The organism is Erwinia tasmaniensis Et1/99 (assembly GCF_000026185.1).
Taxonomy (GTDB): domain Bacteria; phylum Pseudomonadota; class Gammaproteobacteria; order Enterobacterales; family Enterobacteriaceae; genus Erwinia; species Erwinia tasmaniensis.
Genome location: NC_010694.1, coordinates 2,084,280 through 2,110,848 on the forward strand (window position 1 = coordinate 2,084,280; position 26,569 = coordinate 2,110,848).

The 26,569-nt window shown below is 53.5% G+C and carries 25 protein-coding genes and 1 other annotated feature; of the genes, 9 read left to right on the top strand and 16 right to left on the bottom strand.

Features of this window, described 5'->3' with window-relative positions; genetic code table 11:
- Window positions 1–4 precede the first annotated feature (4 nt).
- The 8 genes from pheT to ETA_RS10335 form a co-directional block, all read right to left on the bottom strand.
- Window positions 5–2,392 (bottom strand): phenylalanine--tRNA ligase subunit beta, encoded by a 2,388-nt coding sequence (gene pheT, locus ETA_RS10305; RefSeq protein WP_012441567.1) that lies wholly within the window; start codon window positions 2,390–2,392, stop codon window positions 5–7.
- Between the two features lie 15 nt (window positions 2,393–2,407).
- Window positions 2,408–3,391: a phenylalanine--tRNA ligase subunit alpha gene (gene pheS / locus ETA_RS10310; protein ID WP_012441568.1), complete on the bottom strand. Its 984-nt coding sequence runs from the start codon at window positions 3,389–3,391 to the stop codon at window positions 2,408–2,410.
- Between the two features lie 89 nt (window positions 3,392–3,480).
- Window positions 3,481–3,604, bottom strand: a sequence feature (Phe leader region).
- Complete coding sequence (gene pheM / locus ETA_RS19940; RefSeq protein WP_152525475.1) at window positions 3,555–3,599, bottom strand: pheST operon leader peptide PheM; 45 nt, start codon at window positions 3,597–3,599, stop codon at window positions 3,555–3,557. It overlaps the preceding feature by 45 nt.
- A 139-nt stretch (window positions 3,605–3,743) precedes the next feature.
- Window positions 3,744–4,100 (bottom strand): 50S ribosomal protein L20, encoded by a 357-nt coding sequence (gene rplT / locus ETA_RS10315; protein WP_012441569.1) that lies wholly within the window; start codon window positions 4,098–4,100, stop codon window positions 3,744–3,746.
- 75 nt (window positions 4,101–4,175) lie between these two features.
- Window positions 4,176–4,373, bottom strand: a complete 198-nt coding sequence (gene rpmI, locus ETA_RS10320) for a 50S ribosomal protein L35 (protein ID WP_004157374.1) — start codon at window positions 4,371–4,373, stop codon at window positions 4,176–4,178.
- A 92-nt stretch (window positions 4,374–4,465) separates the two neighbouring features.
- Entirely contained in the window at window positions 4,466–5,017 is a 552-nt protein-coding gene (gene infC, locus ETA_RS10325; protein ID WP_071819175.1) for a translation initiation factor IF-3, read from the bottom strand.
- 3 nt (window positions 5,018–5,020) lie between these two features.
- On the bottom strand, window positions 5,021–6,949 hold the full coding sequence (gene thrS / locus ETA_RS10330) for a threonine--tRNA ligase (protein ID WP_012441571.1): 1,929 nt from the start codon (window positions 6,947–6,949) through the stop codon (window positions 5,021–5,023).
- A gap of 467 nt (window positions 6,950–7,416) precedes the next feature.
- Window positions 7,417–8,172, bottom strand: a complete 756-nt coding sequence (locus ETA_RS10335) for a DUF481 domain-containing protein (protein WP_012441572.1) — start codon at window positions 8,170–8,172, stop codon at window positions 7,417–7,419.
- Window positions 8,173–8,602: 430 nt separating this feature from the next.
- On the opposite strand from ETA_RS10335, the gene ghoS reads away from it, so the two are divergent.
- Both ghoS and ETA_RS10345 read left to right on the top strand, forming a co-directional pair.
- The gene (ghoS, locus tag ETA_RS10340) at window positions 8,603–8,884 is read left to right on the top strand and encodes a type V toxin-antitoxin system endoribonuclease antitoxin GhoS (protein ID WP_012441573.1); all 282 of its coding nucleotides are present in this window, start codon (window positions 8,603–8,605) and stop codon (window positions 8,882–8,884) included.
- A gap of 107 nt (window positions 8,885–8,991) precedes the next feature.
- Window positions 8,992–9,876, top strand: a complete 885-nt coding sequence (locus tag ETA_RS10345) for a fructosamine kinase family protein (RefSeq protein WP_012441574.1) — start codon at window positions 8,992–8,994, stop codon at window positions 9,874–9,876.
- Between the two features lie 17 nt (window positions 9,877–9,893).
- On the opposite strand, the gene ETA_RS10350 is transcribed toward ETA_RS10345, so the two are convergent.
- Complete coding sequence (locus tag ETA_RS10350) at window positions 9,894–10,433, bottom strand: YniB family protein (RefSeq protein WP_012441575.1); 540 nt, start codon at window positions 10,431–10,433, stop codon at window positions 9,894–9,896.
- Between the two features lie 165 nt (window positions 10,434–10,598).
- Between ETA_RS10350 and hxpB the strand changes: the two genes are divergently transcribed.
- The 3 genes from hxpB (at window position 10,599) to ETA_RS10365 (ending at window position 13,660) form a co-directional block, all read left to right on the top strand.
- The gene (gene hxpB / locus ETA_RS10355) at window positions 10,599–11,270 is read left to right on the top strand and encodes a hexitol phosphatase HxpB (RefSeq protein ID WP_012441576.1); all 672 of its coding nucleotides are present in this window, start codon (window positions 10,599–10,601) and stop codon (window positions 11,268–11,270) included.
- A gap of 243 nt (window positions 11,271–11,513) precedes the next feature.
- A complete protein-coding gene (locus ETA_RS10360; protein WP_012441577.1) occupies window positions 11,514–12,104 on the top strand; it encodes a metal-dependent hydrolase in 591 nt (196 codons plus the stop codon).
- Between the two features lie 161 nt (window positions 12,105–12,265).
- Complete coding sequence (locus tag ETA_RS10365; protein WP_012441578.1) at window positions 12,266–13,660, top strand: L-cystine transporter; 1,395 nt, start codon at window positions 12,266–12,268, stop codon at window positions 13,658–13,660.
- A 242-nt stretch (window positions 13,661–13,902) separates the two neighbouring features.
- Here the strand turns inward: ETA_RS10365 and osmE are convergent, their stop codons facing one another.
- Entirely contained in the window at window positions 13,903–14,238 is a 336-nt protein-coding gene (gene osmE / locus ETA_RS10370; protein WP_012441579.1) for an osmotically-inducible lipoprotein OsmE, read from the bottom strand.
- Between the two features lie 198 nt (window positions 14,239–14,436).
- Between osmE and ETA_RS10375 the strand changes: the two genes are divergently transcribed.
- From ETA_RS10375 to cho, 3 genes are all read left to right on the top strand, one after another.
- Window positions 14,437–15,615: a multidrug effflux MFS transporter gene (locus ETA_RS10375; RefSeq protein ID WP_012441580.1), complete on the top strand. Its 1,179-nt coding sequence runs from the start codon at window positions 14,437–14,439 to the stop codon at window positions 15,613–15,615.
- A 136-nt stretch (window positions 15,616–15,751) separates the two neighbouring features.
- Window positions 15,752–16,579 carry an ammonia-dependent NAD(+) synthetase gene (gene nadE, locus ETA_RS10380; protein WP_012441581.1) on the top strand — a complete coding sequence of 276 codons (828 nt, stop codon included), beginning with the start codon at window positions 15,752–15,754 and terminating at the stop codon, window positions 16,577–16,579.
- An 89-nt stretch (window positions 16,580–16,668) separates the two neighbouring features.
- Entirely contained in the window at window positions 16,669–17,538 is an 870-nt protein-coding gene (gene cho, locus ETA_RS10385) for an excinuclease Cho (RefSeq protein WP_012441582.1), read from the top strand.
- A gap of 105 nt (window positions 17,539–17,643) precedes the next feature.
- On the opposite strand, the gene spy is transcribed toward cho, so the two are convergent.
- The 6 genes from spy to ETA_RS10415 all read right to left on the bottom strand — a co-directional run bounded on the left by spy (window position 17,644) and on the right by ETA_RS10415 (window position 24,570).
- Window positions 17,644–18,132, bottom strand: a complete 489-nt coding sequence (gene spy, locus ETA_RS10390) for an ATP-independent periplasmic protein-refolding chaperone Spy (RefSeq protein ID WP_012441583.1) — start codon at window positions 18,130–18,132, stop codon at window positions 17,644–17,646.
- A gap of 357 nt (window positions 18,133–18,489) precedes the next feature.
- Window positions 18,490–19,479, bottom strand: a complete 990-nt coding sequence (gene astE, locus ETA_RS10395; protein ID WP_012441585.1) for a succinylglutamate desuccinylase — start codon at window positions 19,477–19,479, stop codon at window positions 18,490–18,492.
- Between the two features lie 51 nt (window positions 19,480–19,530).
- Entirely contained in the window at window positions 19,531–20,856 is a 1,326-nt protein-coding gene (gene astB, locus ETA_RS10400; RefSeq protein WP_012441586.1) for an N-succinylarginine dihydrolase, read from the bottom strand.
- A complete protein-coding gene (gene astD, locus ETA_RS10405; protein WP_012441587.1) occupies window positions 20,853–22,322 on the bottom strand; it encodes a succinylglutamate-semialdehyde dehydrogenase in 1,470 nt (489 codons plus the stop codon). The genes astB and astD overlap by 4 nt, the downstream gene beginning before the upstream one ends.
- The gene (gene astA, locus ETA_RS10410) at window positions 22,319–23,353 is read right to left on the bottom strand and encodes an arginine N-succinyltransferase (protein ID WP_012441588.1); all 1,035 of its coding nucleotides are present in this window, start codon (window positions 23,351–23,353) and stop codon (window positions 22,319–22,321) included. The genes astD and astA overlap by 4 nt, the downstream gene beginning before the upstream one ends.
- On the bottom strand, window positions 23,350–24,570 hold the full coding sequence (locus ETA_RS10415) for a bifunctional succinylornithine transaminase/acetylornithine transaminase (protein ID WP_012441589.1): 1,221 nt from the start codon (window positions 24,568–24,570) through the stop codon (window positions 23,350–23,352). Before ETA_RS10415 ends, astA begins: the two co-directional genes overlap by 4 nt.
- Window positions 24,571–25,406: 836 nt before the next feature.
- Between ETA_RS10415 and ETA_RS10420 the strand changes: the two genes are divergently transcribed.
- The gene (locus ETA_RS10420; protein ID WP_042958928.1) at window positions 25,407–26,474 is read left to right on the top strand and encodes a porin; all 1,068 of its coding nucleotides are present in this window, start codon (window positions 25,407–25,409) and stop codon (window positions 26,472–26,474) included.
- Window positions 26,475–26,569: the final 95 nt, after the last annotated feature.

Consider the following 26,569-nt stretch of genomic DNA (forward strand, 5'->3'; position numbering starts at 1 on the left):
AGGTTCAATCCCTCAAGGATGCTTGGAATCGCTCTTTCAGTGCCTCTACACATTTTGCAACGGTAGCGGCAATCTCCTCTTCTTCGAGTGTCCGGCTGGTATCTTGTAAAATCAGGCTGATAGCGAGGCTCTTAAAACCTTCATTTACGCCCTTACCACGGTACACGTCAAACAAGTTTACGCCAACTATCTGATTTGCGCCAACTTTCTTACACTCTGTGATGATATCTGCCGCGGGTACGTTTTCAGCAACCACGACAGCGATATCACGACGGTTTGCCGGGAAGCGAGAAACCGGGTTGGCATCAGGCAGAATGCGGTCTGCAACCTTGTTCCAGAGCAGTTCGAAAACCACCGTGCGCCCGTTAAGATCCAGCTTACGTTCCAGTTCAGGATGAACGACTCCGATAAATCCAATATGTTCATCATGCAAATACACGCCAGCGCTCTGACCAGGATGAAGCGCCGGGTTGGCCGTTGCCACAAACCGGATGTCGTCAAGCTTACCGGTTAGCTCAAGGACAGATTCTAAATCACCTTTTAAGTCATAGAAATCTACCGCATCACGTGCCAGCTCCCAGTGTTCCTCATTGCGGTGACCGGCAATGACGCCTGACAGCATCACTTCCTGGCGGATACCGAGGTTCGCCTGCGTATCCGGAACAAAACGCAGACCGCTTTCGAACAGGCGCACGCGTGATTGCTGACGATTCTGATTATAAGCCACCGCGCCCAGCAGGCCGCTCCACAGCGATAGCCTCATCGCCGACATCTCTACCGAGATCGGACTTGGCAATATCAGGTTCTCTTCACCGGGATGCAGCAGCGCCTGAATTTTAGGATCAACAAAGCTATAGGTAATGGCTTCCTGGTAACCTTTGTCCACCAGTAACGCTTTAACACGTTTCAGCGACAGGTCAGCCTCGCGGTGTTTGGTCATAACCAGACCGGCCTGCACCGGTACGTCAGGAATATTGTCGTAGCCATAAATGCGTGCGACCTCTTCCACCAAATCTTCTTCAATAGAGATATCGAAACGCCAGCTCGGGGCTACCGCGTGCCATTTCCCCTCTTCTTCTGTGACTTCACAGCCCAGACGGCACAAAATATCGCTCACATCGGCATCAGCAATCACATGACCGATAAGACGATCCAGCTTTTCACGACGCAGAGTAATGGTGCTGCGCTGAGGCAACGCGGCTTGATCCGTAACATCTATCACCGGGCCGGCTGCGCCACCACAGATATCTAGCAACAGACGAGTCGCGCGTTCGATGGCTTTGTATTGCAGTGCCGAATCGACTCCACGTTCATAGCGATGAGAGGCATCGGTATGCAGTCCATGACGGCGCGCACGCCCGGTAATGGACAGCGGGCTGAAGAAAGCACACTCTAACAGTACGTTCTGGGTTTGCGGGTTTACGCCAGAATCTTCGCCACCAAAAATACCGGCCATTGCCAGCGCTTTCTTGCTATCCGCTATCACCAGCGTGTCGCTGCTCATTCTGGCTTCGTTACCATCAAGCAGCTTCAGCGTTTCCCCCTCTTCAGCCTGACGTACCACGATACCACCATCAATGCGGTCGAGGTCAAAAGCGTGCATCGGCTGACCCAGTTCAAGTAAAACGTAGTTTGTTACGTCAACGACCGGATCGATCGAGCGTATTCCGCAGCGGCGCAATTTTTCCTGCATCCATAACGGCGTGTCAGCGTTCACGTTGACACCTTTTACCACCCGGCCCAAATAACGTGGGCAGGCTTGAGGTGCATCAACACGGATCGGGAAAGTGTCAGGCAACGTTGCGGTAACCGGCTGAATATCCACCTCGTTCAACGGCAGCCTGTTCAGTACCGCGACATCACGAGCAATGCCGATAATGCCCAGGCAGTCCGCCCGGTTTGGCGTGACGCTGATTTCAATCGTGTTGTCATCCAGCTGAAGATACTCACGAATGTCGGTTCCTACCGAAGCATCCTGCGGCAGCTCAATGATACCGTCCTGTTCGACGGAGATACCCAGCTCGGAAAACGAGCACAGCATGCCTTCAGATGGCTCACCGCGTAGTTTAGCGGCTTTAATTTTGAAGTCACCGGGCAGAAGCGCGCCAACGGTTGCCACCGCGACTTTCAGCCCCTGACGGCAGTTGGGCGCACCACAGACGATGTCCAGCAGGCGATCGCCGCCCACATTGATTTTAGTCACACGCAGCTTGTCAGCATTAGGGTGCTGGCCGCATTCGACCACTTCACCCACGACCACGCCGTGAAATGCGCCGGCCACGGCATCTACGCCGTCCACTTCAAGGCCGGCCATGGTGATTTGATCGGAAAGAGCGGTGCTATCAATGGCCGGGTTGACCCATTCACGTAACCAGAGTTCATTGAATTTCATTGGTTTTACCCGCCCTTATTTAAACTGTTTGAGGAAACGTAAATCGTTTTCGAAGAAGGCACGCAGATCGGTGACGCCATAGCGCAGCATGGTCAGACGCTCCATACCCATACCGAACGCAAAGCCAGAATAGACTTCCGGGTCAATGCCCGCGTTACTAAGTACGTTTGGATGAACCATCCCGCAGCCGAGCACTTCAAGCCATTTACCGTTTTTACCCATCACGTCCACTTCGGCAGAGGGTTCGGTAAACGGGAAATAGGAAGGGCGAAAGCGAACCTGCATATCATCTTCAAAGAAGTTGTTCAGGAAATCGTGCAGAGTGCCCTTGAGATTGGTAAAGCTGATGTTCTTATCCACAATCAGCCCTTCCATCTGATGGAACATTGGCGTGTGGGTTTGATCGTAATCATTACGGTAAACGCGGCCGGGTGCGATGACTCGAATCGGCGGCTGCTGATTTTTCATTGTGCGGATCTGTACGCCAGAAGTCTGGGTACGCAGCAGGCGAGTGGCATCAAACCAGAAGGTATCATGATCGGCGCGAGCCGGGTGATGCGCCGGAATATTGAGCGCATCGAAATTATGATAGTCATCTTCAATTTCCGGGCCGGTTTCCACCGAAAATCCAAGCTCACCGAAGAAGGTTTCGATACGATCGATGGTGCGGGTAACCGGATGCAGGCCACCATTTTCAATACGTCGTCCCGGCAGCGAAACGTCGATGGTTTCCTGCGCCAGACGCGCGTTCATTACCGCAGACTCCAGCGCATTTTTCTGCGCATTGAGCGCATCCTGCACCTGCTGTTTAGCCTCGTTGATCACCGCACCTGCCGCAGGACGTTCTTCCGCGGGCAGTTCACGTAGTGTGGTCATCTGGAGCGTAAGATGCCCTTTTTTACCCAGATATTCGACGCGAACGTTATCTAACGCGGCGACATCCTGAGCATCGTTGATGGCGGCTAGCGCGCGCTCCACCAGGTCTGCGAGATGTGACATGCTTTCCTCTTCTTCCAGCCATACGGCCGATCTGTTTTATGTCAGGACGTATAGTCGCCCGGTAATCACTGTGTCTCATTGGCGCTAAAACGAAAAAAGCCTCCACGAGGGAGGCTTTCAGCGCGATTTTTCGTTTCTTTTCTATGCGCAAAAGCCCCCGAAATCAGGTGCTAAAGTAAAAAAAGAAACGAAAAAGAGCAGCGTTCATGCTTACATTACCTGGTTGCAGTCTTATTATCGGCACGGCCTATTGGAAAGCCAATGGATAAAAATGTCAACCTTTTGCTGAAGTTACATAAATAAAAGCGAAGGAGATAAAAAAGAGGGAGCCAAGCCCCCTCTTCAATCTGACTTACGCCAGTGCTGTTTTCGCTTTTTCTACCAGAGCAGCAAATACTGCTTTGTCGAATACCGCGATGTCAGCCAGAATCTTACGGTCGATTTCGATCGAAGCCTTTTTCAGACCATTGATGAAACGGCTGTAAGAGATACCGTTAGTGCGGGCGGCGGCGTTGATACGCGCAATCCACAGCTGGCGGAACTGACGCTTACGTTGACGACGGTCACGATAAGCATACTGACCAGCTTTGATAACAGCCTGGAAGGCAACGCGGTAAACGCGTGAACGCGCACCGTAGTAACCTTTAGCTTGTTTTAAGATTTTTTTGTGACGTGCGCGAGCAACTACACCACGTTTTACACGAGCCATTTAGCTCTCCTGTTTAATATTCTGTTTGCCCTTCGCCATTCATAACGAACGTTGTCGGGACTAAAAAAGGGTTACTTATGCGTACGGCAGGCAGGCAATGACCAGACCCAGATCGCCTTTAGACACCATACCTTTAGGACGCAGGTGGCGTTTACGCTTAGTAGATTTTTTAGTCAGAATATGACGCAGGTTAGCGTGCTTACGCTTGAAGCCGCCAGAAGCGGTCTTCTTGAAGCGCTTGGCCGCGCCACGTACAGTTTTAATCTTTGGCATTTAAAAAATATCCACTTCGCATTGTTAATAAAATGAACCAGACAGGCGCACTGCGCCGCGCACCGAAGTACGCGGAGCGATGACTTTAGGGCCTACTGCCTCTTCTTGGGAGCGAGCACCATAATCATCTGACGGCCTTCAATCCTCGTAGGGAAGGATTCGACAACTGCCAGATCGATATCTTCACACAAATCTTTACGGACGCGGTTAAGCACTTCCATACCGATCTGCTGGTGCGCCATCTCACGACCACGGAAACGCAGCGTGATTTTGGCTTTATCGCCATCTTCCAGAAAGCGAATCAGGTTGCGTAGTTTTACCTGATAGTCGCCATCATCGGTACCAGGACGGAATTTGATTTCCTTAACCTGGATGACTTTTTGCTTTTTCTTCTGTTCCTTAGAAGATTTGCTTTTTTCATAAAGGAACTTGCCGTAATCCATAATACGGCAGACGGGCGGTTCGGCGTTAGGGCTGATCTCGACAAGATCAACACCTGCTTCTTCAGCTTTTTCCAAAGCTTCATTCAGACTGACAATACCAATCTGTTCGCCATCGACGCCAGTCAGACGAACCTCAGTAGCGCGAATTTCTCTATTTATGCGATTAGGACGCGCCGGTTGAACTCGTTTTCCGCCTTTAATACTTTATTCCTCCAATTGATGAAGATTGCGACTGCGGATTTCATCCTGCAGCTTCGCGATCACTTCATTGACGTCAATGCTACCCAGGTCTTTACCGCGGCGGGTGCGAACGGCTACTTTGCCAGCTTCCACCTCTTTATCACCACAGACCAACATATAAGGCACACGACGCAATGTATGTTCACGGATTTTAAAGCCAATCTTCTCGTTTCTCAAGTCCGCTTTTGCGCGAATGCCCGCATTTTGCAATTTTCGGGTCAATTCTGCAACATATTCGGACTGACCATCGGTGATATTCATCACCACAACTTGTACCGGAGCCAGCCACGTTGGGAAGAAACCGGCATACTCTTCGGTTAATATTCCGATAAAGCGTTCCATGGACCCCAGAATGGCTCGGTGGATCATCACCGGCACCTGACGCTCATTACTTTCACCCACATAGGACGCACTCAGACGGCCCGGCAGCGAGAAGTCCAGCTGTACGGTACCACACTGCCAGGCACGATCGAGACAATCGTGTAGGGTAAATTCAATTTTCGGGCCGTAAAACGCGCCCTCGCCCGGCTGATATTCGAATGGAATGCCATTCTCTTTTAGCGCAGCGGCAAGGTCGGCTTCTGAACGGTCCCATAGATCGTCACTGCCAATGCGCTTTTCAGGGCGCGTTGAGAGTTTCACCACGATCTTCTCAAAGCCAAAGGTGCTGTACATGTCGTACACCATCTTAATGCAGCTGTTAACCTCGTCGCGCACCTGCTCTTCAGTACAGAAGATATGCGCATCATCCTGAGTAAAGCCGCGCACGCGCATCAGACCATGTAGCGCGCCTGACGGCTCGTTACGATGACAGCTACCAAACTCTGCCATACGTAACGGCAGGTCACGGTAAGATTTTAGACCCTGATTGAAAATCTGCACGTGCCCAGGGCAGTTCATCGGCTTAATACAGTATTCACGGTTCTCTGAAGAGGTCGTAAACATCGCCTCTTTGTAGTTTTCCCAGTGCCCGGTTTTTTCCCACAGCACGCGGTCCATCATAAATGGCCCTTTCACTTCCTGGTACTCATACTCTTTCAGCTTGGTGCGAACAAACACTTCCAGTTCACGGAAAATAGTCCAGCCGTCATTGTGCCAGAACACCATGCCTGGAGCCTCTTCCTGCATATGATACAGGTCAAGCTGCTTGCCAATTTTGCGGTGATCGCGTTTCGCCGCCTCTTCTAAACGCAGCAGATAGGCAGCCAGCTGCTTTTTGTCGGCCCATGCGGTGCCGTAGATACGTTGCAACATCTTGTTATTGCTGTCGCCACGCCAGTATGCGCCAGAAATCTTTTGCAGTTTGAAGTGGTGACAGAAACGCATATTCGGTACGTGCGGACCACGGCACATATCGACATATTCCTGATGATGGTACAGGCCCGGACGATCGTCATGACTGATGTTTTCATCAAGAATGGTCGTTTTGTAGTTTTCACCACGCGCGGCAAAAGCATCGCGGGCTTCCTGCCAGCTAACCTTTTTCTTGATCACATCATAATTTGTCTCTGCCAGCTGATGCATCCGCTTTTCCAGCAGTTCGATGTCTTCCTGGGTCAGCGTGCGGTCGAGATCGACGTCATAGTAGAAGCCGTTGTCAATAACCGGACCGATGGCCATTTTGGTATCTGGCCACAGCTGCTTGATAGCGTGCCCCAGCAGGTGAGCACAGGAATGGCGGATAATCTCCAGCCCGGCTTCATCTTTAGCGGTAATGATTGCCACACTGGCATCGTCGACGATCGGATCGACCGCATCAACCAGTTCGCCATTGACGCGTCCGGCGATACAGGCTTTTGCCAGTCCAGGACCGATGTCCATAGCGATATCCATCACACTAACGGCATGGTCAAAAGAGCGCTGGCTTCCATCAGGAAGAGTAATTACAGGCATGAAACATCCTTAATTGCAGTGGTAACCCACACGTAAGGCTACATACAAAAATTAGTTTTTGTTTATACATCAAACAGTTTTACTTGAAACCGACTCACATTTGTCCGTTTGGTAACCTGTCTGGTACACATATCCGAAAGTGGGCTTGCGCCTGATACTTTCGCAGGGTGCTTATCTTACACATGACGGACATCAATTGCACGGACAGGCCTTTTACAGCACGAATGTGACATCGTCCTGACCCTTCATGGACGCCATCCCCAGAGCGGCCGCTATGCAGCAGCAGCCCTGATCGTCACCCGCCAGATTGAACGGGCGTGACGGGAATGTTGAAGGCCATTGAAAGCGATGAAGTCCGATAAAAAAGCGCCGGGCATAACGCAAGGTTATCCCCGTTGACTGAGATGCCGTGGCGGTAAAGGAACAGAGGGGATAAAACGGGCCGGAGAGAGCGGCCCGTAATGAGATTACAGTGAGTAGGAGAGCGAAATGGTGGTCTTGGTGTCGGTACGATCGGGTGCTGATGCGGGTGGGCTCTGGTTCCAGGTCACGTTATAAGCCATTTTCAACGCAAAGTGGTCGTTAATGCCTACCTGCAGTCCGGTTTCTGAGTTCACCGTCGTGCTGTCGCTGCCCAATACGGAGATACCCTGAATGAACTTAGTGTTGTCAGTTAGCTGCCACTGATAGCTCAATGCGCCATAGGCGAGAGCCTGGGTTTCATGGCCGCCTTCACGGTATTCGTCATAGCGAACGCCAGGACCGGCTTCCAGTCGCAGTGAATGCACCGGGCCATTCAATATCTGGCGACCGTAACCGGCAGCGAGGATGGAACGGCCGTCATATCCGTTAAAACGGTCGCTTAACCAGCTCGCCTGACCGAACAGGTAATCAGCGCTGTTCAGATTATAACGTGTACGACCGCCAACCTGATAAGTTTCTGATGAACGCTCATCGTTTGACGAGGTGTTGCTGGCGTTGCCCCACAGGCTGTAGGCAAAGCTCGGCGTATACCAGGTCAGGTTGGAATTTGCCGTGACTGAAGAACTGGTGGTATTACCCGACTGGGCCATATAGCCAGCCGCTGCGTTGCCTTCGAAATCTTTTTTCGCCGTGGAAGGGTCGTCCATCACCGTGAAGACATTATTATCCGCCAAGGCTTGTTGACACAGTGCTCCCGCGGAGAGCAGCAATACTACAGAGAGTTTGTTAAGGGCTTTCATTTGAATGTGACCTGTTATGCGACAAATGGAGAAGAAGTGAGTGTGAAGCGTTTTGAGGGACGATCAATGCCCTTTATGCTAACTCTGACACCTTTGCATTGAACCTGACAGCCCATTTCGTAAGGACTCTTTCGTTAACGGCGCGCATTATAAGGGGTTATAAGCAATAAAACACCAGGACAGACCTGAGAAATATTCCTTACAGGCCATTCAAATATTATCCGGCCCCGGACTTCAGTAATAAAATATATTAATTACAAGTACTTAACTGCAAAGCCAATGGCATTAATCGTACCAACTTACGAAAATTTTACTTCAATCTGCATCAATCCTGCCAACGGCAGCCCACATCCTCTGCCGTCCTCCCTGTGCCGAAAATTCGCTCTTTATGAACTACGCTTATCACAATATTTCTTTAAGGAGCTTTGTTATGAGTAATGATGCTATCAAGCAGTACGTGGTCACTTTTCATTATCAGGAAAAGGGGTTATCGGACCTGCTGGAACTCGCCAGCACGCTGACAGGCGGCGGTTTCACCACCAGCCTGAAAGACGCAAACGGCCACCCGCATGAATTGGGAAGCAATCGCTTTGGCTTTATCAGCGCGTTACCTGCGGAACAGGTCTACCAGCTGGCTCGGGGGTTAGGCGATAAGGCGCTGGAAAGTCTGCCTGACGTCGATGTAGAAATTTGGCCGCTGTCGCACGACTGATGCCGTCACATGTTAACTAATGTCCCCCTGTATGTGCACTGTCGCTGATTTTGATTATGCTTTAATCGATACTATGGTCGAATCGCAGTACTAAAGAGGAGTCTCCTATGTGGTCAGCCATCGGTCGTCTGTTGAGAGAGCAGTTGGGCAGTGGTGTTATCACCGAAAGCCAGAAACTGGCAAACGGAGAGGTCCATTCGACGTGGTATTTGCGCTATGGCGAGCATGAGGTGTTTGTGAAATCTGACCAGCGCGACATGCTGGATATGTTCGCCTGGGAAGCCGATCAGCTCAGGCTGCTGGCGCGCAGCCATACGGTGCGCGTACCGGCGGTATATGGCGTGGGCAGTTCGCGCGATAATAGCTTTTTACTGCTGGAGTATATTCCGCTGCGGCCGCTGGATGAATGCGGTGCTTTCCAGCTGGGGCAGCAGCTGGCAAGACTGCATCAGTGGAGCGAACAACCGCAGTTTGGCCTCGATTTTGACAATAATATCACCACATCGCCGCAGCCCAACGGCTGGCAGCGGCGATGGTCTACTTTTTTTGCTGAGCAGCGCATTGGCTGGCAACTGCAGCTTGCCGTAGAAAAAGGCATCCAGTACGGCGATATGGAGCTGATCGTCCGGTGTTCTCAACACGCATTGAGCTCGCATCACCCTCTTCCTTCTTTACTGCATGGCGATCTTTGGCCCGCTAACTGCGGCGGGAGTGACAACGGCCCGTGGGTTTTCGATCCGGCCTGCTACTGGGGAGATCGTGAATGCGATCTGGCGATGCTGCCTTGGTTCCCGCACTCACCCGAACAGGTCTGCCGTGGCTACCAGTCGGTCTGGCCCCTACCTGACGACTTCCGCCAGCGCCAGTCGATTTATCAACTTTACTATTTATTGAACCGGGCCAATATCTTTGGCGGCACGTGGATCGCTGACGCACAGCGCGCGGTGGGCGTATTGCTTGACGGTGAAGATGAGGTGGCGCGCCCCGCATAAGGGCGCGTCACCTTTTCTTAGCCGATAAACCCAGCCAGTTTGAGGATGAAGTATCCGCCGACAGCAACGATCGCTGGCAGAATGTATAACGGGAAAATCTGCAGAAACAAAGTATGACGCGGCACCACTATCTTTTCTTCCAGCTGTGCACGGCTTTGACCTTCCGCGCCTCGTGCCTTTTCCAGGATCATTTGGTTTTCAATTCCCTCGCGCAGAAAACGCGCCTGACGCGACATTCTCGCTCCAGAAGCCTGCATGGCGAGCCCGATAAATATCAGGATGTAGATCCCCCAGAACAGAAGATTACTGCCGTTGTTAAAGTCCGGTACCGGCGAGTTATGCCAGAATCCGGAAAGAAAACCGGTGTTGAAGCGGATCATATCAATCATCACATGAGCAAAATCCTGCATGACGGCATTGATCCCGCTGCGCTGTTCACGACTTTTTTCCAGAAAAACCATCAGCGAAATCAGCGTAGATATCAGGGCTGGAATAAAAATAATCCACCCCATGATGCGTTTCACTATCGCTATCCTGCCAGCCTGTTGATAAGTCATGCGTTCTCCTGTCCATCAGATATAAGTGTCAGTTTACAGTGAGTTTCACCAATGCGCCCGAAAAATGACACCAGGCCTGCCTTTTGACCACGCGTAACGCCGCAGTCATATTTTCCACCGTAACTTCATGTTAGGGTGACATAAACCGTTAAATGGAGTCGCTGAATGTCTTATCACCGCCCCGCACTCGCCGCCATATTTGATATGGATGGCCTGCTGATTGATTCCGAACCCCTGTGGTACCAGGCCGAACTGGAGGTATTTACCTCGCTTGACGTCGATCTCAGTCAACGGGGAGCCATGCCCGATACGTTAGGCTTGCGCATCGATCAGGTCGTACGCATGTGGTTCGACGCCCAGCCCTGGAACGGCCCTTCGCAGGCCGAAGTTATCCAGCGCATCATTCATCGCGTTCTACAGCTGATTGAGGACACCCGCCCGCTATTGCCAGGCGTAGCGCACGCGTTGCAGACGTGTCGGGATGCAGGATTGAGAGTCGGCCTCGCGTCGGCCTCACCACTGCATATGCTTGAGCGCGTAATGGATATGTTTAACCTGCGCGAAAATTTCGAAGTGTTGGTTTCCGCTGAGTCACTCCCCTACAGCAAACCGCATCCTCAGGTTTATCTCAACGCCGCAACGGCCCTGGGGATTGATCCACTCAACTGCGTCACGTTTGAAGATTCCTTTAATGGCATGATTGCGACTAAGGCTGCACGGATGCGCTCCATTGTCGTGCCGGATAGCGCACACGCAGACGATGCCCGCTGGTCGTTGGCTGATGTGAAACTGGCTACTCTTGAACAGGTTACGTCTCAACACCTGCTTAACCGCTGAGTTAAAAAACGCCGTCCGTTGACATAATAAAGTGTCACTCAACGCCAGCGGCGTTACGAGCGGCATGTGACGGCCTGTTAATTCCTGGTGCCGCCGCCCACCGATGTGGCTTAATGTCCATTAAGATCGTGGTCACGCCCGTTTTACACCCCTATTTATCTTTGGTTACAGCGTCACATATTTATTATACTGTATATATTCCCTATACTGGATACATCGACAGTTATGTAGTCAGGTATTCCCATGACGGCCGAAGGCCACCTCATTTTTGCCATAGCCAGCGCGATTTTTGCCAAACGTGCTGAACTAACCCCGATACTGGCCAGTGCGGACTGGTGGCATATTGTCCCGGCTGCGCTCCTGACGTGCCTGTTGCCGGATATTGACCACCCGAAATCATTTCTCGGCCAGCGGCTAAGGTGGCTCTCTTACCCTATTGCGCGGATCTTCGGCCACAGGGGATTTACCCACAGCCTGTTGGCCGTGGGTGCGGGCGTTGCCCTGCTGCAAATGAAACTCCCCTCTGACTGGCTTTTACCCGCAGACGTTTTCCAGGGGATGGTGCTGGGTTATCTTAGCCACATTGCCGCAGATATGCTCACCCCGGCCGGCGTTCCGCTGTTGTGGCCCTGCCGCTGGCGTTTTGGCCTGCCGCTGTTGAGAAGCCAAAAGGGCAACCAGCTTGAGCGCGCCCTGTGTCTGGCGCTGGTCGGCTACGCCATCTGGTTTCCACCCGGTATGCCGCCCTTTGGCGCCTCGGGATGGACCACCCAGGCGATTGGCAACATACAAAACGGCTTTACCGAGCTGATCGGTCGTCAAAAGCCCCGCTGATAAAACGTCAGCACCAAAAGTTATAAGTCATTCCGTTTGGATATAATGCTGTCATGGCGGCAGCTGCTACCATTTCGCAACTGATTTACTTACCGTAAGACAGCCATTAACTGTCTTTAGCAAAAGCCCTCAGAGGCCGGTTTCACTGGGAGAAAATGGAAATGAATTTTCCGCTTATCATAAATCTTGTCGCGTTTGTTGCGCTGCTGATGTTAGTGGCCAAGACGGGATCGGGCTGGAGCCTGTCGAAGAAGGTGCTCTTCGGCCTGGCGATCGGCGTGCTGTTTGGCCTGGCCCTGCACACCATCTATGGCGAGAACAGCCCGGTTATTAAACAATCCGTCAGCTGGTTTAACCTGGTCGGTAACGGTTATGTTCAACTGTTACAGATGATCGTTATGCCGCTGGTATTTGCCTCAATCCTCAGCGCCGTTGCACGTCTGCATAATGCGTCATCGCTGGGAAAAATCAGCTTTTTGACGATTGGCGTGCTGCTCTTTACCACCGCCATTGCCGCCGTTGTGGGTGTTTTTGTGACCTGGCTGTTCGGCCTGAATGCCGGAGGCCTGATCCAGGGCGCACAGGAAAGCGCGCGTCTGGCGGCGATCCAGGGCTCCTATGCAGGTAAAGTCGCCGATCTCAGCGCGCCACAGCTACTGCTCTCCTTTGTGCCGAAGAATCCTTTTGCCGACCTGACCGGAGCGAATCCAACGTCTATCATCAGCGTGGTGATTTTTGCCGCGTTCCTCGGTGTAGCCGCGTTGCAGCTGTTGAAAGATGATGCGGAAAAAGGCCAGCGCGTGCTGAAAGCGATTGATACGCTGCAATCCTGGGTGATGAAGCTGGTGCGTTTAATCATGAAGCTGACGCCGTATGGCGTGCTGGCGTTGATGACTAAAGTGGTCGCCACCTCTAACGTCAGCGATATCATCAAGCTTGGCGGTTTTGTGCTGGCATCCTACCTGGGCATGGCCATCATGTTTGCCGTGCATGCTCTGCTGCTGTCAGCCAATGGCGTCAACCCGCTGCGCTTCTTCCGTAAGGTGTGGCCGGTGATCACTTTTGCCTTCACCAGCCGCTCCAGCGCCGCAACTATCCCACTGAGCGTCGAAGCGCAAACGCGCCGTCTGGGCATTCCAGAATCCATCGCCAGCTTTGCCGCTTCATTCGGTGCCACAATAGGACAGAACGGCTGTGCCGGTCTCTATCCGACCATGCTGGCAGTCATGGTTGCGCCCACCGTGGGCATTAACCCGTTTGACCCGATGTGGATCGCCACATTAGTGGCTATCGTCACGTTGAGTTCAGCGGGCGTTGCCGGGGTTGGCGGCGGGGCAACCTTTGCAGCGCTGATCGTGCTGCCGGCAATGGGTCTGCCGGTCACGCTGGTAGCATTACTGATATCCATTGAGCCGCTGATTGATATGGGGCGTACCGCCCTTAACGTGAACGGTTCTATCACGGCGGGCACCCTCACCAGCCAATGGTTAAAACAGACTGATAAACAAATTATGGATACCGACGCCGATAGCGAAGCGACGCTAACCCAGCGTTAATCCTGCTATGCGGGTCAGCGACGCTGACCCGCGCTTATACACTCACCCAGAGCGGGTAACACGGCCCCTTCGCTTTTATCCCCTTATCTTATAAGTAAACCACGATACGGGTGACCTGAAGAACACTGCCGGAATACTGATGGTCAGAAGAATGAGGGCACGCGACCTGTTTGCGTGTAATAGTTAGCGCCAGCGCAAAAAAAATGGTCACCATCGTGACCATTTTTTTTGTTAAGCGGTGATTACTGATTCACCTGCGGATCCGTATCGTACTCTTTGCAGCTCTGGAAACCGTAGTTCATAACGCGGCCCGTGTCGGAGTAGCTGACGAAGTAGGTCTGCAGCTTACCGTCACGTTCGCCCAGCACGTAGGTCTGGCAAGTACCGCGGGCGTGAACCATTGTGATTTCAGTTGATGCCGGCCCGGCGATATCGCGCACCTGCTGACGGGTCATCCCTTTCTTCACATCCTGCACCACCGGTTTGGTGGCATAGCTCTGTGCGCGGTCGTAAACCGTACAGCCAGACAGCACGGCAAGCGTTACCGCAGCACCAATCATTCCCGTTAACTTACGCATTTATTCTACCTCTGTCATTATCAGTGTGGTGATAAGCTTGGGATATAAAGGCAGATTAATCAACTTTATGGCAGCAAATTGTTATCAATTTGTTCGCAGCATACTTATAATGTGGCGGGTAAAAATGTCGGTTTATTGGCTAAAGATGGCCCGCGATCTCCCCCTTTTTCGGCAGCCGCCTTTCATTAATGAGGTTTCATGACACCTGCACACAGCAAACGCCTGGGCTATGCCATTACGCTGGGGTTACTGGCGGCTTTAGGCCCGCTTTGCATCGATCTGTATCTTCCTGCACTGCCAGAGCTGGCAAATGACCTGGCAACGAATACGGCAACAGCACAACTCAGCCTTACCGCGGGGCTGCTCGGACTGGGCTTCGGCCAGCTGTTTTTCGGCCCGCTTAGCGATAAATATGGTCGCATTCGTCCTCTGCTACTGTCGCTGCTATTACTGCTATTAGCCTCGGTTGGCTGTGCGCTGGCACAGGACATCCATCAGCTGTTGCTGGCGCGTCTGTTTGAGGGATTATCCGCTGCCGGCGGTGCAGTGCTGTCACGGGCTATCGCCCGGGATATGTACAGCGGCCATGAGCTGACCCGGTTTTTTGCCCTGCTGATGCTGGTCAACGGGCTTGCGCCCATCGCCGCACCGGTCGTGGGCGGTGCGCTGATGGCTTTTCTCGACTGGCGCGGGCTATTTATGGTCATTGCCCTGCTTGCACTGCTGCTGCTACTGCTGGCACGCGTTAAACTTCATGAGACTCTGACCGAAGATCGGCGCAGTCAGGGCAGTATTTTCTCCGCGTGGGCGGCGCTGGGTCAGGTCATCACCCATCGTCCTTTTATGGGCTTCTGCCTGACGCAAGGGTTTATGATGTCCGGAATGTTTGCCTATATCGGTGCCTCTCCGTTCGTACTGCAACAAATTTATCAGCTCTCGCCACAGGCCTTCAGCCTCTGCTTTGCCGCTAACGGCGTTGGCCTGATTATTGCTTCTCAGATTAGCGCCCGTCTGTGTCCGCTGTGGGGCGAGTACCGCATTTTAAAAGGGGGACTGGCACTGGCATTTATCTCATCCGGCAGTCTGCTTATAGCCGGGCTAACGGCGGCGGCGTTACCTCTGGTGCTGATCGCCCTGTTTTTCAGCATAGCCAGTAACGGCGTGATCTCCGTGACCGCCTCCTCGCTGGCGATGCAGAGCCAGGGACACAGAGCGGGCAGCGCATCTGCCGTGATTGGCGTTACTATGTTTACCCTCGGCAGTATCAGCGTACCGCTGACCGGAATTGGCGGCACCTCGGTACTGACGATGGCCGCCACGCTGTTCGGTTGCTATATGATGGCGATTATTATGTTTACACTGATGGCTAAAAAGTGAAAAACGGCTGAATTATCATCATTCGTGTTCATTATTGATGGATTGATTGTTGTGGTTGCGCGCCATGCGCGCTAGCTTTGCATGAACAAAACGCAAACGGCTGCCGCCTGACGGCGCTGAATCGGAGGAGAGGAAAATGGCTCTGCAACAGGACATTATTGAGGCGCTGGGCGTCAAACCCACTATTGATGCCGACGAAGAAATTCGTATCAGCGTTGATTTCCTGAAATCATACCTGAAGCGCTACCCTTTTTTGAAATCGCTGGTGCTGGGGATCAGCGGCGGACAGGACTCCACGCTGACCGGTAAACTGTGCCAGATGGCGATGACAGAACTACGCGCGGAGTCCGGGGACAGCGATTATCAGTTTATTGCCGTGCGCCTGCCACACGGCGTACAGGCCGATGAACAGGACTGCCAGGATGCCATCACTTTTATCCAGCCAGACCGGGTTTTGACGGTCAATATCAAAGCGGCGGTGCAGGCCAGCGAACAGGCGTTGCGCGAGGCGGGCATTACGCTGTCTGATTTTATTCGCGGCAATGAAAAAGCGCGTGAACGCATGAAAGTTCAGTACAGCATTGCCGGAATGAACGCGGGCGTGGTGGTGGGAACCGACCATGCGGCCGAAGCGGTGACCGGATTTTTCACCAAGTACGGCGATGGCGGCACCGATATCAATCCGATTTTCCGACTGAATAAAGGCCAGGGCAAACGGCTGTTGAACGCGTTAGGCTGCCCGGAACACCTCTGGCTTAAGCACCCCACCGCCGATCTGGAGGATGACCGCCCCGGCCTACAGGATGAGGTGGCTCTTGGCGTGACCTATGAGATGATCGACCGCTATTTGCAGGGTGAAAGCATCGATCCAGCGGCGGCAAAAATCATAGAAGGCTGGTATGTGAAAACCGAGCACAAACGCCGCACGCCGATCACGGTGTTCGACGACTTCTGGAAAAAATAACGTTCCCTCCGGCGGAGCGAATAACAAAAGCTCCGCCTGCAGGCCACCTGCTGCTATACTGTTTGGATAAACAGTAAACGGAGCCAGTAGTGGTCAGAAAACCTGTCAGTCCGCGCATTGAATTTGACGCCGCGGCTATTTACCAATATCCCGAACAGCTGCGCCCGTGGCTTGAATCGCTGCCTAAGCTGCCGGGGGTGTACGTTTTTCACGGTGAGAGTGAAACGATGCCGCTGTATATTGGGAAAAGCGTCAATATCCGCAGCCGGGTGCTGTCACACCTGCGCACCGCCGATGAGGCGCGTATGCTGCGCCAGGCTACCCGCATCAGCTTTATCCCTACGGCAGGGGAACTGGGCGCGCTACTGCTGGAAGCGCAGATGATCAAACTTCAGCAGCCGCTGTTTAATAAACGGCTGCGTAAAAATCGCCAGCTGTGCTCACTACAAATCACCGCGGGCACTCCCCAGGTGGTGTATGCGAAAGACGTGGATTTCTCCTCAACGGCTGGCCTTTATGGCCTGTACGCCCATCGCCGGGCGGCGCTTGAAACCCTGCAAAAAATTGCCGACGAGCAACGACTCTGTTACCCCCTGTTGGGGCTGGAAAAGCTGCGCTCGGGCGGCGCATGCTTCCGTTTTGCCCTGAAGCGCTGCGCCGGAGCCTGCTGCGGGAATGAATCGGAGCATGAGCATCAGCAGCGCCTGATATCGGCGCTGGAGGCGGTTCGCTTACAATGCTGGCCGTGGCCTGATGCGGTTGCGCTTCTGGAGCAAAGGACGGGACAAACCCAGTATCACATCATCAACAACTGGCTTTATCTGGGTTCGGTGAACAAACTGGAAGATGCCAGGTCGCTGTGCAGCACAACGCCGGGATTCGACAGCGATGGCTATAAAATACTCTGTAAGCCGATGCTGACAGGTAAGCTGCCGGTGATGCTGGTGCCAAAGGCTTAGTAGAACAACAATGGCGGCCAAAGCCGCCGGATACATGAACGCCGATGTCCGCCGCCGGCAAGGCCGGTGGACAACATCGCCGATGTCCGCTTAATGACGCGTCCGTTAGTCGTCCGCTGGCGGCATTCCATCCTGATGATGCGGCTTTTCAGCCAGACGCTTCTCAAAATTCTGGTTAAACTGTTTTTTCTGCTCGGCGGTTAACACGTTATACAGTTTATTCTGCGTTTCCATCATCGACAGCGCGCGCTGCTGTCCGTTGGCAGACATCTTCGTTGCCTGAGCTTCGGCTTTGGCCCGGTCAAACGTGTCGGAAGCAATAATGCTCTGTAGGGCGCGGCGATCTTCCGCCGAAGGACGCTTCATGTCCTTGTGCGCAGCTTTCATGATGCTGCGCATTTGCAGCTTCTGCGCATCGGTTAGTTCCAGTCCTTTAAACATCTCATGCGGGCCACCGTGGTGTGGCCGCTCAGGCATCATGGTCTTTTCGGCGCCCGATGGCGGAGGCGTCAGGTTATCTGCCGCAGCATGAACGATATTTGCAGCACCGAGGGCCAGGGTAGCGGCAACGACGAAAGAAGTAAATTTACGCATTATATTGTCCTTATTTGTTCAGTGCTATGACGGTTAATTTATCGTGAAACCGAAAATAAGTTTACGATGCAGAACGTCAACTACGCAGAGTATGAGTAAAGCCTTGAAAGCATAAAAGACAATTTGCCGCCAATCATGGAGAGAATGCGAAGGTTTTAGTGAGGAATTGCAAACAAGTATTTTCTGACAGGGGGTTATGGCAATTTTTTGTAGAAAGGTAATCGATTTGAAAGGATAGCGAAAGGATAATCGCCGGCCTGACGCATCGCCTGACTTTCTCAGCAACGGCGGTATGAGAGAAACATGCCGCCCGCCCCGGCCACATGCCCTGCCCATACCCACTAAGTTGCACGCCGATCACAGCGCTTTATTATGCACATTATCCTCCACCAGCATCAGCCCCGCGCGTAAGCCGGTTGCGACATTCGGATTGGGAAATAAAACGTACTCCCGTGCTTGCTGAACATAGACGCGATCTTCACCGTCCTCTGCCAGCAGGGTTCCCTGGGGAAAAGCGGTAAAGTTCAGTACCTCATCACTCATATGCAGCACGAAGCGGTCAGAGCGTCGGGTGATTTGCTGCGACACCCGGTAGCGACGCGGCTGCGCGGCTGCGGGGATATTTTCCCCACCGGCGATCAGCTGCCGCAGCGCCAGCCGTACGGCTGCAAACTGGGTAAGATCGTTGTGGCCAAAAGGCAGCGCCGTTCCCAGCTCCAGGGTACAGCTGGCGGCCTGGAAATGTCGACTGCTGTAATTGGTGAAGGTCCCCCCCGTTGCACGATGAAACACTAACGCCTCAAGACCTGCCGACGCCAGCCAGTGCATAAAATCTTCCGGCCACGGCGTCATGCGCTGTGGCAAAACGCCAAACTGCGCATGATAAGAGCCGCGGATTGCGGTATGCAGATCGAGGTGCCAGCGCACCTCCTCATAGTCTCCAGCCTGCCAAAAGTTATCCATCGCCTGTTCGAGTATCCACGCACGCCGGGCTTCAGGGCAATCCTCATACTGCTGCCAACGCCCGCCAAACATGCGGTTCATATCGCCATGCACATAGCGCCTGTTCAGCCGGAGAGCGGCCGGATTGCCATAAATCACCAGCAGACGAGCCTGAAGCGCCAGTTCGCCGCGCAGCAGGGCATTCACCAGCTGCTCGACAATTTCTACCGGCGCGGTCTCGTTACCGTGAATGCCGCTGGATACCACCAGCGCCCTGGGCACGCTGTGCAGCGGCGTCAACTCAAGTATCCCAACGTTCAGCCAGCGCCAGCGGAGCAGGCCGTTGCGCCCCTCCTTTTGTTCTGGCTGACCGCCGGATAGGGTAAGTTGAAGAAAGTCCTGCATGTTTTCTCCTTAGATTAAATCGCCGTTCAGTGCGAAGAGACAAAGCGTACTCTATTGCTGAAAACGGTAAACATGACCTAAGTCTAGCAGCTTAGTGAGTTCGTCCAGTGCTTCTCGTCCTTCTGACAGTAATTGTGGGTCTGCCAGGTCGGCCTGCGACAGGCGATCGCGGTAATGGCGTTCAACCCAGCCGCACAGGGTGGCGTACAGCGTCTCATTCATCATGACCGCCGGATTCACCGCCGCCTGCTGCTGCGCATTGAGCACGACCCGCAGCCGCAGACAGGCCGGCCCACCGCCATTGCACATACTTTCGCGCAGATCTAACACCTTAAGTTCATCGATCGTTCCGTCACCGGCCACCATTTCCGTCAGCCAACGCCAGACGCCGGCATGTCGGCGTGCCTCTTCTGGCAATATCAGCAGCATCTTGCCGTTATCTTTGCTAAGCAGCTGACTGTTAAACAGATAGGTCGCCACGGCATCCGCCACGCTGACGCGCTCGTCAGGAACTTCAATCAGGTTAAAGCCGGGCACTTTCTGCGCCAGCCGTGCCATCAGCTGGGGCTGATTGAGAAAAGCCCGCTGGTGGCAGAAGAGAGTTTGCTGGTTGCTGACCGCTATCACATCATTATGAAACACCCCGGCATCAATAACGACGGGATCCTGCTGCGCATACAGCGTGCGCGCGGCGTCAAGCTGGTTCAGCCTGGCGACCGCCTCGCTGGCCTCTCGCGTTTGGCGCGCGGGGTAATGAAGCGGCCTGATGCCACCAGCCTGCGCACAGCCGTAAACAAACAGCTGAACGCCGGGCTCCCCATACCCGTTGCTGAAACGATTATGATTTGCCGCCCCCTCGTCCCCAAACAGGGCGACCTGCGGCAAAGCATCGTGTACGCTGAAATGTTCATCATCTCGGAAAATGGCGCGCAGCAGTGCAGCGGTGGTCGGGGCTTCGATTGACCGGTGGTATTTATTGTTCAGGTTGGCAACGGTCAAATGCACCCGGCCATCTCTGCTGTCGACAGAAGGCGAAACCGTTGCCGCATTGGCTACCCACATCGCCGAAGCAGAACTGACGGCGCTGAGCAACTTTGGGGCCTGCTTTGCGGCCTGCGCCAGTACCTGCGCATCACTGCCGCTAAAACCAAGCTGGCGCAGCGCCTCGATGTTTGGTCGCTCATGGGGTGGAATAACGCCCTGGGCGTAACCGAGGTCGGCCAGGGTTTTCATCTTTTTCAGCCCCTGTAATGCGGCAAGTTTCGGATTTGACACCTGGTGCTGGTGACGCGCCGAGGCTTCGTTACCAAATGACAGTCCGGCGTAGTGGTGAGTCAGCCCGGGTAAACCGTCGAAATTCACTTCACGCGCGCTCATTCAGCCTCCTTATTTACGCTAAAATCCAGCCCCGGAGAGAGTGTGTCCGGCAGGCTCAAATCGGCCGAAGCCAACGATGCCATCGGCCATGCGCAATAGTCTGCCGCATACCAGGCGCTGGGCCGGTGATTGCCGGAAGCGCCAACGCCGCCAAACGGTGCCGTGCTGGCCGCCCCGGTCAAGGGTTTGTTCCAGTTAACGATCCCGGCGCGCGCCTCAACCAGTAGCCGATCGAACTTTTCCCGCTGGGGTGAAATAAGGCCACAGGCCAGACCGTAGCGGGTGTCATTGGCAAGTTGAATAGCGTGGGTAAAATCGTCATAGCGCATCACCTGTAGCAACGGCCCGAAAATTTCCTCATCCGGCAGGTCACGCACTTCCGTCACGTCAATAATACCCGGTGTTAACAGCGCGCTGCTGCGTTCCGGCCAGCACATCGGCAGCAGAACGTTTCCCCCCGCATCGATGCGGGCCTGCCACTCGGCGTAGATTTTTTCCGCAGCCTGCGGGGAGATCACGCTGCCCATAAACGGCTGCGGCTCATCGTTCCACCGTCCAACGCGAATGGTCGCCGCCACCGCCGCCAGCCGTGCGAGGAAAGCATCGCCTGCCGCTCCGCGTCTTACCAGCAGCCGACGCGCACAGGTGCAGCGCTGCCCGGCGCTGATAAAGGCGGACTGAATGGCAATATGCACCGCAGCATCAATATCGTCAGGGTCTTCAACGATCAGCGCATTGTTCCCCCCCATTTCCAGCGCCAGCATTTTTTCAGGCTGTCCGGCCAGCTGGCGATGCAGCTGGTAACCCGTGGCGGCGCTGCCGGTAAACAGTATGCCGTCGACCTGTGGTTGCTGCACCAAAGCCTGCCCTGTCTCCCGCCCGCCCTGCAATAAATGAAGCACCCCCTGCGGCAGTCCGGCATGGTTCCATAGCCGCATAGCGATCTCTGCCGTTAACGGCGTCAGTTCACTCGGTTTGAAGAGCACACAGTTACCCGCCAGCAGCGCAGGCACAATGTGGCCATTCGGCAGATGGCCTGGGAAATTATAGGGCCCAAATACTGCCATGACCCCATGAGGCCGATGGCGCACTGAACTCTCACCCTCAACCTGCTCAGGGCAGCGCACATGCCAAGCGCGCAGTGAAATCGCGACCTTGTTGATCATCGCCTGAACTTCCGTTTGCGTTTCCCAGCGCGGTTTGCCGGTCTCGCGGGCGATCGCCTCGCTCAGCTCCACCCTGTTGGTGTCCAGCAGCGCGGCAAACTTCTCCACAATGGCCTGACGTTCAGCAAAGGGCTGCCTGGCCCAGGCCGGGAACGCGCCGCGCGCCGCTTCACAGGCAGCAGCAACCTGCGCTGCGCTTGCCCCTCTGCCTTGCCACAGCACTTCACCGCTAACCGGGTCGGTTTTGATCACCGTTTCGCCCTCACCGGCTAACCACTGACCATTAATACAGTGCGTCATGATTTTTTCTCCTCCTGGCACAGCGTGACCACGCGCAGGTTATCACCCGGCTGACAGCCTAAAATTCCCGCCTCTGCTGCCGTCATGCTGATGCTGTCACCACCGGGATCGGCGGGTAGGATCATCACACGGAAGCGTTGATAATTTTCATTTGCCACCAGACACGGCGGTAGCGAGTCCAGCCGCGTGTCGTCGACTTCCACCCTCAACAGGCGACTTTTACGCACGGCTCGAATACGGGAAATATCACATTCCAGCGTTGGGCCGCCGTCAAAGATATCGATATAATTCTGAAACTCGAACCCCTCCGATTCCAGAACGGCACGCGCTGGAGCCGTTTGCGGATGCACCTGGCCAATAACGGCCTGCGCTTCCGGCGTAAGATAATCGATGTAAAGCGGATGTTTTGGCATCAGCTCGGCAATAAAGGCTTTCTGCCCGGTGCCACAAAGATAGTCCGCGTCGGTAAAGGACATAGAGAAAAAGCGGCTGCCTACGCTGTCCCAAAATGGCGAACACCCCTGCCGGTCACTCACCCCACGCATTTCTGCCACCACCTTCTGCTTAAAATGCTGTGGAAAGCCAGCCATAAACAGAAAGCGTGATTTTGACAGCAGATAACCATTTTTACCGTTTCGGAAATCGGGGTCGAGAAACAACGTACATAGCTCACTGCTGCCGGTGTGATCGTTACTTAACGTCAGCGTGGGCAGCATGTTATAAACATTCAGTTCCTTCGAAGCATGCACCTGAGAGCCTACGCGAAAATTGTACCAGGGATCCTGTAATCCCACCGCCACTTCAATCGCGCAGATACCAGAAGCCCGATCCGTTTCACTGTCGACCAGCACAAAAACATACCCCTGTTCTGCAAGCGGCAGCTTACCCTGAAAGGTCAACAGCGAACGCTCGATACGCGCCGCCAGCGTGTCACGATCGGCAGGCAACGAGGTCAACCCGCCGCCGGTTTTCCCCGCGAGAAAAAGCAGCTGGGTCAGGTCGTTTCGTTCCACGGGGCGGATATACATCATATGCTGGCTCCTTCGGCAACGGCGCGGCAGGCTCTTTCAAAGCGCACCAACCCTTCCTGCACCTCAGGTTGTGTGATGATCAACGATGGCGCAAAACGAACAATATCCGCTCCGGCAATCAGTATCATTAGCCCTTCACGCGCGGCGAGCTGGTTAATCAGTTTTGCCTTGCCACGGTAGTTCTGGTTCAGTTCACAGCCTATCAGCAACCCAAGCCCCCTGATTTCTTTGAACATCTTCAGGCGCTGATCCATCGCCTGCAGCGCCTCCACGAACCACTGATGGCGCTCTTTAACCCCGGCGAGGACTTCAGGGCGGTTGACCAGTTCCAGCACTTTACCGCCCACCGCACCCGCCAACGGGTTGCCGCCATAGGTTGTGCCGTGGCTGCCCACATTAAGATGCGCGGCCAATGATTCAGTGGTCAGCATTGCGCCCATCGGGAAGCCGCCGCCGAGCGCTTTCGCCGTGGTTAACACGTCAGGCGTCACGCCGTAGTGCATATAGGCGTAAAGCGACCCCGTACGGCCTACGCCACTTTGAACTTCATCAAAGATCAGCAAGGCACCGTGGCGATCGCACAGTTCACGCAGTCCTTGCAGGAACGTCGGGGTGGCGGGATTAACCCCCCCCTCCCCCTGAACAGGTTCGACGATGACCGCACAGGTTTGCGGCGTGATCAGCGCTGCCGCCGCGGCCAAATCATTATAAGGAGCATGAGCGATACCAGCCGGTAGCGGGGCAAAATCCTTTGAATAGGCGGGCTGGCCCCCGGCAGACACGGTAAACAGGGTGCGTCCGTGAAACGCGTGGTCAAATGCCACGATGCCATTTTTCTGCGTGAAGCCCCGGTCGACTGCCGCTTTACGTGCCAGCTTGAGGGCTGCCTCATTGGCTTCGGCACCCGAATTACAGAAGAACACCCGGTCAGCAAAGGTGGCATCAATGAGCTGCTTAGCCAGACGTAGCACAGGTTCGTTGGTATAACCATTACCGGTATGCCAGAGTTTCGCCGCCTGCTGCTGGAGTGCCAGCTGCAGTTCAGGGTGCGCGTGTCCGAGCGCGTTCACCGCAATCCCACCGGCAAAGTCGATATACGACCTTCCCTGCTGATCCCATAAGGTCGAGCCTTCGGCCTTTACTGGAACGAAATTCGCCGGGGCATAGGTAGGTACAATCCATTGGTCGAAATCTTGACGGGTAACCGGTCGCTGCATAGTGGCCTCTGTTTTTAGCACCTCCGCCAACGGCGAAGTAAATAAAAGGTTTCATTAACGTTAAAAAGATGATTCATTTACTGCTGTACTGTAGATTGCACACCGCGTGCCATCCAGAGAAAAAAATGCATAAATCGGCCACAAACACCAACAATCAATAGGTTAGGTAAAAATCATATTCATAGTTAATGCATAAAAAGTGAATAACAATCCGATTGGCGTGGTTAATAAGCCCGGTAAAAAGCACAGTTATGCATTTATAAAATAAATCTTGAATCTGTGATCGCTGGCTAAAAGGCGTGATAAACGACAGTCACCCGATGCGCCAGAATGTGTCACACGCACTAACATGGCTCACCATCGCGATGCAGCCAGAAAATATTGCCGCGCTACCTATGATCCCGGCGCTGATTATTTATCATTAAGTTAATTAAATGCTGTCGAATCCCACTGATTACATATGGACACCAGGTATTAACAAAAGATGAATTTGCTTTAAAATCGACCGAAGATAATTTTGTGCAAAAATCAGGCGAAAGATAAAATACAGATAAGAACAGGTTATATTCGCATAACGTTAAAAAAAGATATTAAAATTTCATCTTGTTGATTTTAATTAAATAATTTCGAATGCAATCATATGACATATTAGATTTTTCGTATTAAACGCAAAAAATTGCCGTTTTAAATTGAATAAAAAAACGCCTAAAATCAACCAAAACCCCAATGAAATAATTTGTTACAAGTAATAGGTTTTTAAGAAACACTTGTTTATGTCATTTTCAATAGCGCACGTTTAGTTAAAAACATAATAATGCAGAAACAGGGGTTATTTAATGATGAAGCGCAGTTCCTTAGTACTAGCCTTAACCGCTTTACTGGCGTCTACCAGCGTTGGGGCGGCAGAGATTTATAATAGCAGCGGTAACAAACTCGATTTAAACGGCAGGATCAACGCGGGACGCGTGCTTTCTAACGACGACAGCAACAATGTGGACGCCTCATACGCGCGCCTGGGCTTTAAGGGTGAAACGGTGCTCGGCGAATCGTTCACCGGCTACGGACAGTGGCAGTATCAGTTTCAGCTGAACAAATCCGAAGGCAGCGATGCGGTCAGTGGTGATAAAACCCGTCTCGGTTTTGCCGGCCTTAAATACGGAAAATGGGGTTCAATCGACTATGGCCGCAATTACGGCCTGGTCTATGACGTGCTGGCATGGACGGATATGCTGCCTAAGTTTGGCGGTGACTCTGGCAACACGGACGTGTTCCTTTCGGGGCGAGCTACCGGGGTAGCCACCTGGCGCAACAATAATTTCTTCGGGCTGGTGAAAGGACTCAATATCGCTTTGCAGTATGAGGGTAAAAACGATCGTACCGGTGACGTGGCCGTGCGCCGTTCCAATGGTGATGGCTATGCGACTTCCGTCAGCTGGACGGGGGATTCAGGATTCGGCGTGTCGGGCACCTATGCCAACCTCGGCCGTACAGAGACTCAAAACCGCGCCAGCTACGGTAAAGGCGAGCGGGCAGAGCATTGGGCTACGGCGGTCAAATATGACGCCGACCAGATTTATCTGGCGGCCATGTACGGTAACACCCATAACGCAACGCCAATTTCCGGCGGCTTTGCCAATAAAGCGGTGAATTTTGAAGCGGTCGCACAATATCAGTTCCTGAACGGCTTGCGCCCTTCTCTCGCCTATGTCAGCTCGCGCGGTAAGGATATTGAGAACAAAGGCGAAGCGGATATTTTCAAATATATTTCTGCGGGCACCTACTACTACTTCAATAAAAACTTCATGGTGTATGCAGAGTACAAATTCAATCTGCTGAAAAAGACGAACCCGCTCGGGTTGTCCAGCGATGATGTCACCGGCCTCGGCGTAAACTATCAGTTCTGATAAAACGCGGCGGTTAACAGGCTGGCCAAAGGTCAGCCTGTGCTGATGACGGCAGGCTGCTGGCTATCCTGCCCTCACTCACCCTGACGCCTCTG

What these genes read in the sequence shown, in the direction of transcription:
- astB (WP_012441586.1), bottom strand. Translation starts at nt 20,856, where the DNA reads ATGAGCGCGCGTGAAGTGAATTTCGACGGTTTACCCGGGCTGACTCAC.
- thrS (WP_012441571.1), bottom strand. Translation starts at nt 6,949, where the DNA reads ATGCCTGTAATTACTCTTCCTGATGGAAGCCAGCGCTCTTTTGACCAT.
- ETA_RS10365 (WP_012441578.1), top strand. Translation starts at nt 12,266, where the DNA reads ATGAATTTTCCGCTTATCATAAATCTTGTCGCGTTTGTTGCGCTGCTG.
- pheT (WP_012441567.1), bottom strand. Translation starts at nt 2,392, where the DNA reads ATGAAATTCAATGAACTCTGGTTACGTGAATGGGTCAACCCGGCCATT.
- ETA_RS10345 (WP_012441574.1), top strand. Translation starts at nt 8,992, where the DNA reads ATGTGGTCAGCCATCGGTCGTCTGTTGAGAGAGCAGTTGGGCAGTGGT.
- ETA_RS10420 (WP_042958928.1), top strand. Translation starts at nt 25,407, where the DNA reads ATGATGAAGCGCAGTTCCTTAGTACTAGCCTTAACCGCTTTACTGGCG.
- nadE (WP_012441581.1), top strand. Translation starts at nt 15,752, where the DNA reads ATGGCTCTGCAACAGGACATTATTGAGGCGCTGGGCGTCAAACCCACT.
- pheS (WP_012441568.1), bottom strand. Translation starts at nt 3,391, where the DNA reads ATGTCACATCTCGCAGACCTGGTGGAGCGCGCGCTAGCCGCCATCAAC.
- ghoS (WP_012441573.1), top strand. Translation starts at nt 8,603, where the DNA reads ATGAGTAATGATGCTATCAAGCAGTACGTGGTCACTTTTCATTATCAG.
- rplT (WP_012441569.1), bottom strand. Translation starts at nt 4,100, where the DNA reads ATGGCTCGTGTAAAACGTGGTGTAGTTGCTCGCGCACGTCACAAAAAA.
- ETA_RS10350 (WP_012441575.1), bottom strand. Translation starts at nt 10,433, where the DNA reads ATGACTTATCAACAGGCTGGCAGGATAGCGATAGTGAAACGCATCATG.
- ETA_RS10375 (WP_012441580.1), top strand. Translation starts at nt 14,437, where the DNA reads ATGACACCTGCACACAGCAAACGCCTGGGCTATGCCATTACGCTGGGG.
- osmE (WP_012441579.1), bottom strand. Translation starts at nt 14,238, where the DNA reads ATGCGTAAGTTAACGGGAATGATTGGTGCTGCGGTAACGCTTGCCGTG.
- ETA_RS10335 (WP_012441572.1), bottom strand. Translation starts at nt 8,172, where the DNA reads ATGAAAGCCCTTAACAAACTCTCTGTAGTATTGCTGCTCTCCGCGGGA.
- ETA_RS10360 (WP_012441577.1), top strand. Translation starts at nt 11,514, where the DNA reads ATGACGGCCGAAGGCCACCTCATTTTTGCCATAGCCAGCGCGATTTTT.
- astD (WP_012441587.1), bottom strand. Translation starts at nt 22,322, where the DNA reads ATGACGCACTGTATTAATGGTCAGTGGTTAGCCGGTGAGGGCGAAACG.
- rpmI (WP_004157374.1), bottom strand. Translation starts at nt 4,373, where the DNA reads ATGCCAAAGATTAAAACTGTACGTGGCGCGGCCAAGCGCTTCAAGAAG.
- hxpB (WP_012441576.1), top strand. Translation starts at nt 10,599, where the DNA reads ATGTCTTATCACCGCCCCGCACTCGCCGCCATATTTGATATGGATGGC.
- astE (WP_012441585.1), bottom strand. Translation starts at nt 19,479, where the DNA reads ATGCAGGACTTTCTTCAACTTACCCTATCCGGCGGTCAGCCAGAACAA.
- spy (WP_012441583.1), bottom strand. Translation starts at nt 18,132, where the DNA reads ATGCGTAAATTTACTTCTTTCGTCGTTGCCGCTACCCTGGCCCTCGGT.
- ETA_RS10415 (WP_012441589.1), bottom strand. Translation starts at nt 24,570, where the DNA reads ATGCAGCGACCGGTTACCCGTCAAGATTTCGACCAATGGATTGTACCT.
- astA (WP_012441588.1), bottom strand. Translation starts at nt 23,353, where the DNA reads ATGATGTATATCCGCCCCGTGGAACGAAACGACCTGACCCAGCTGCTT.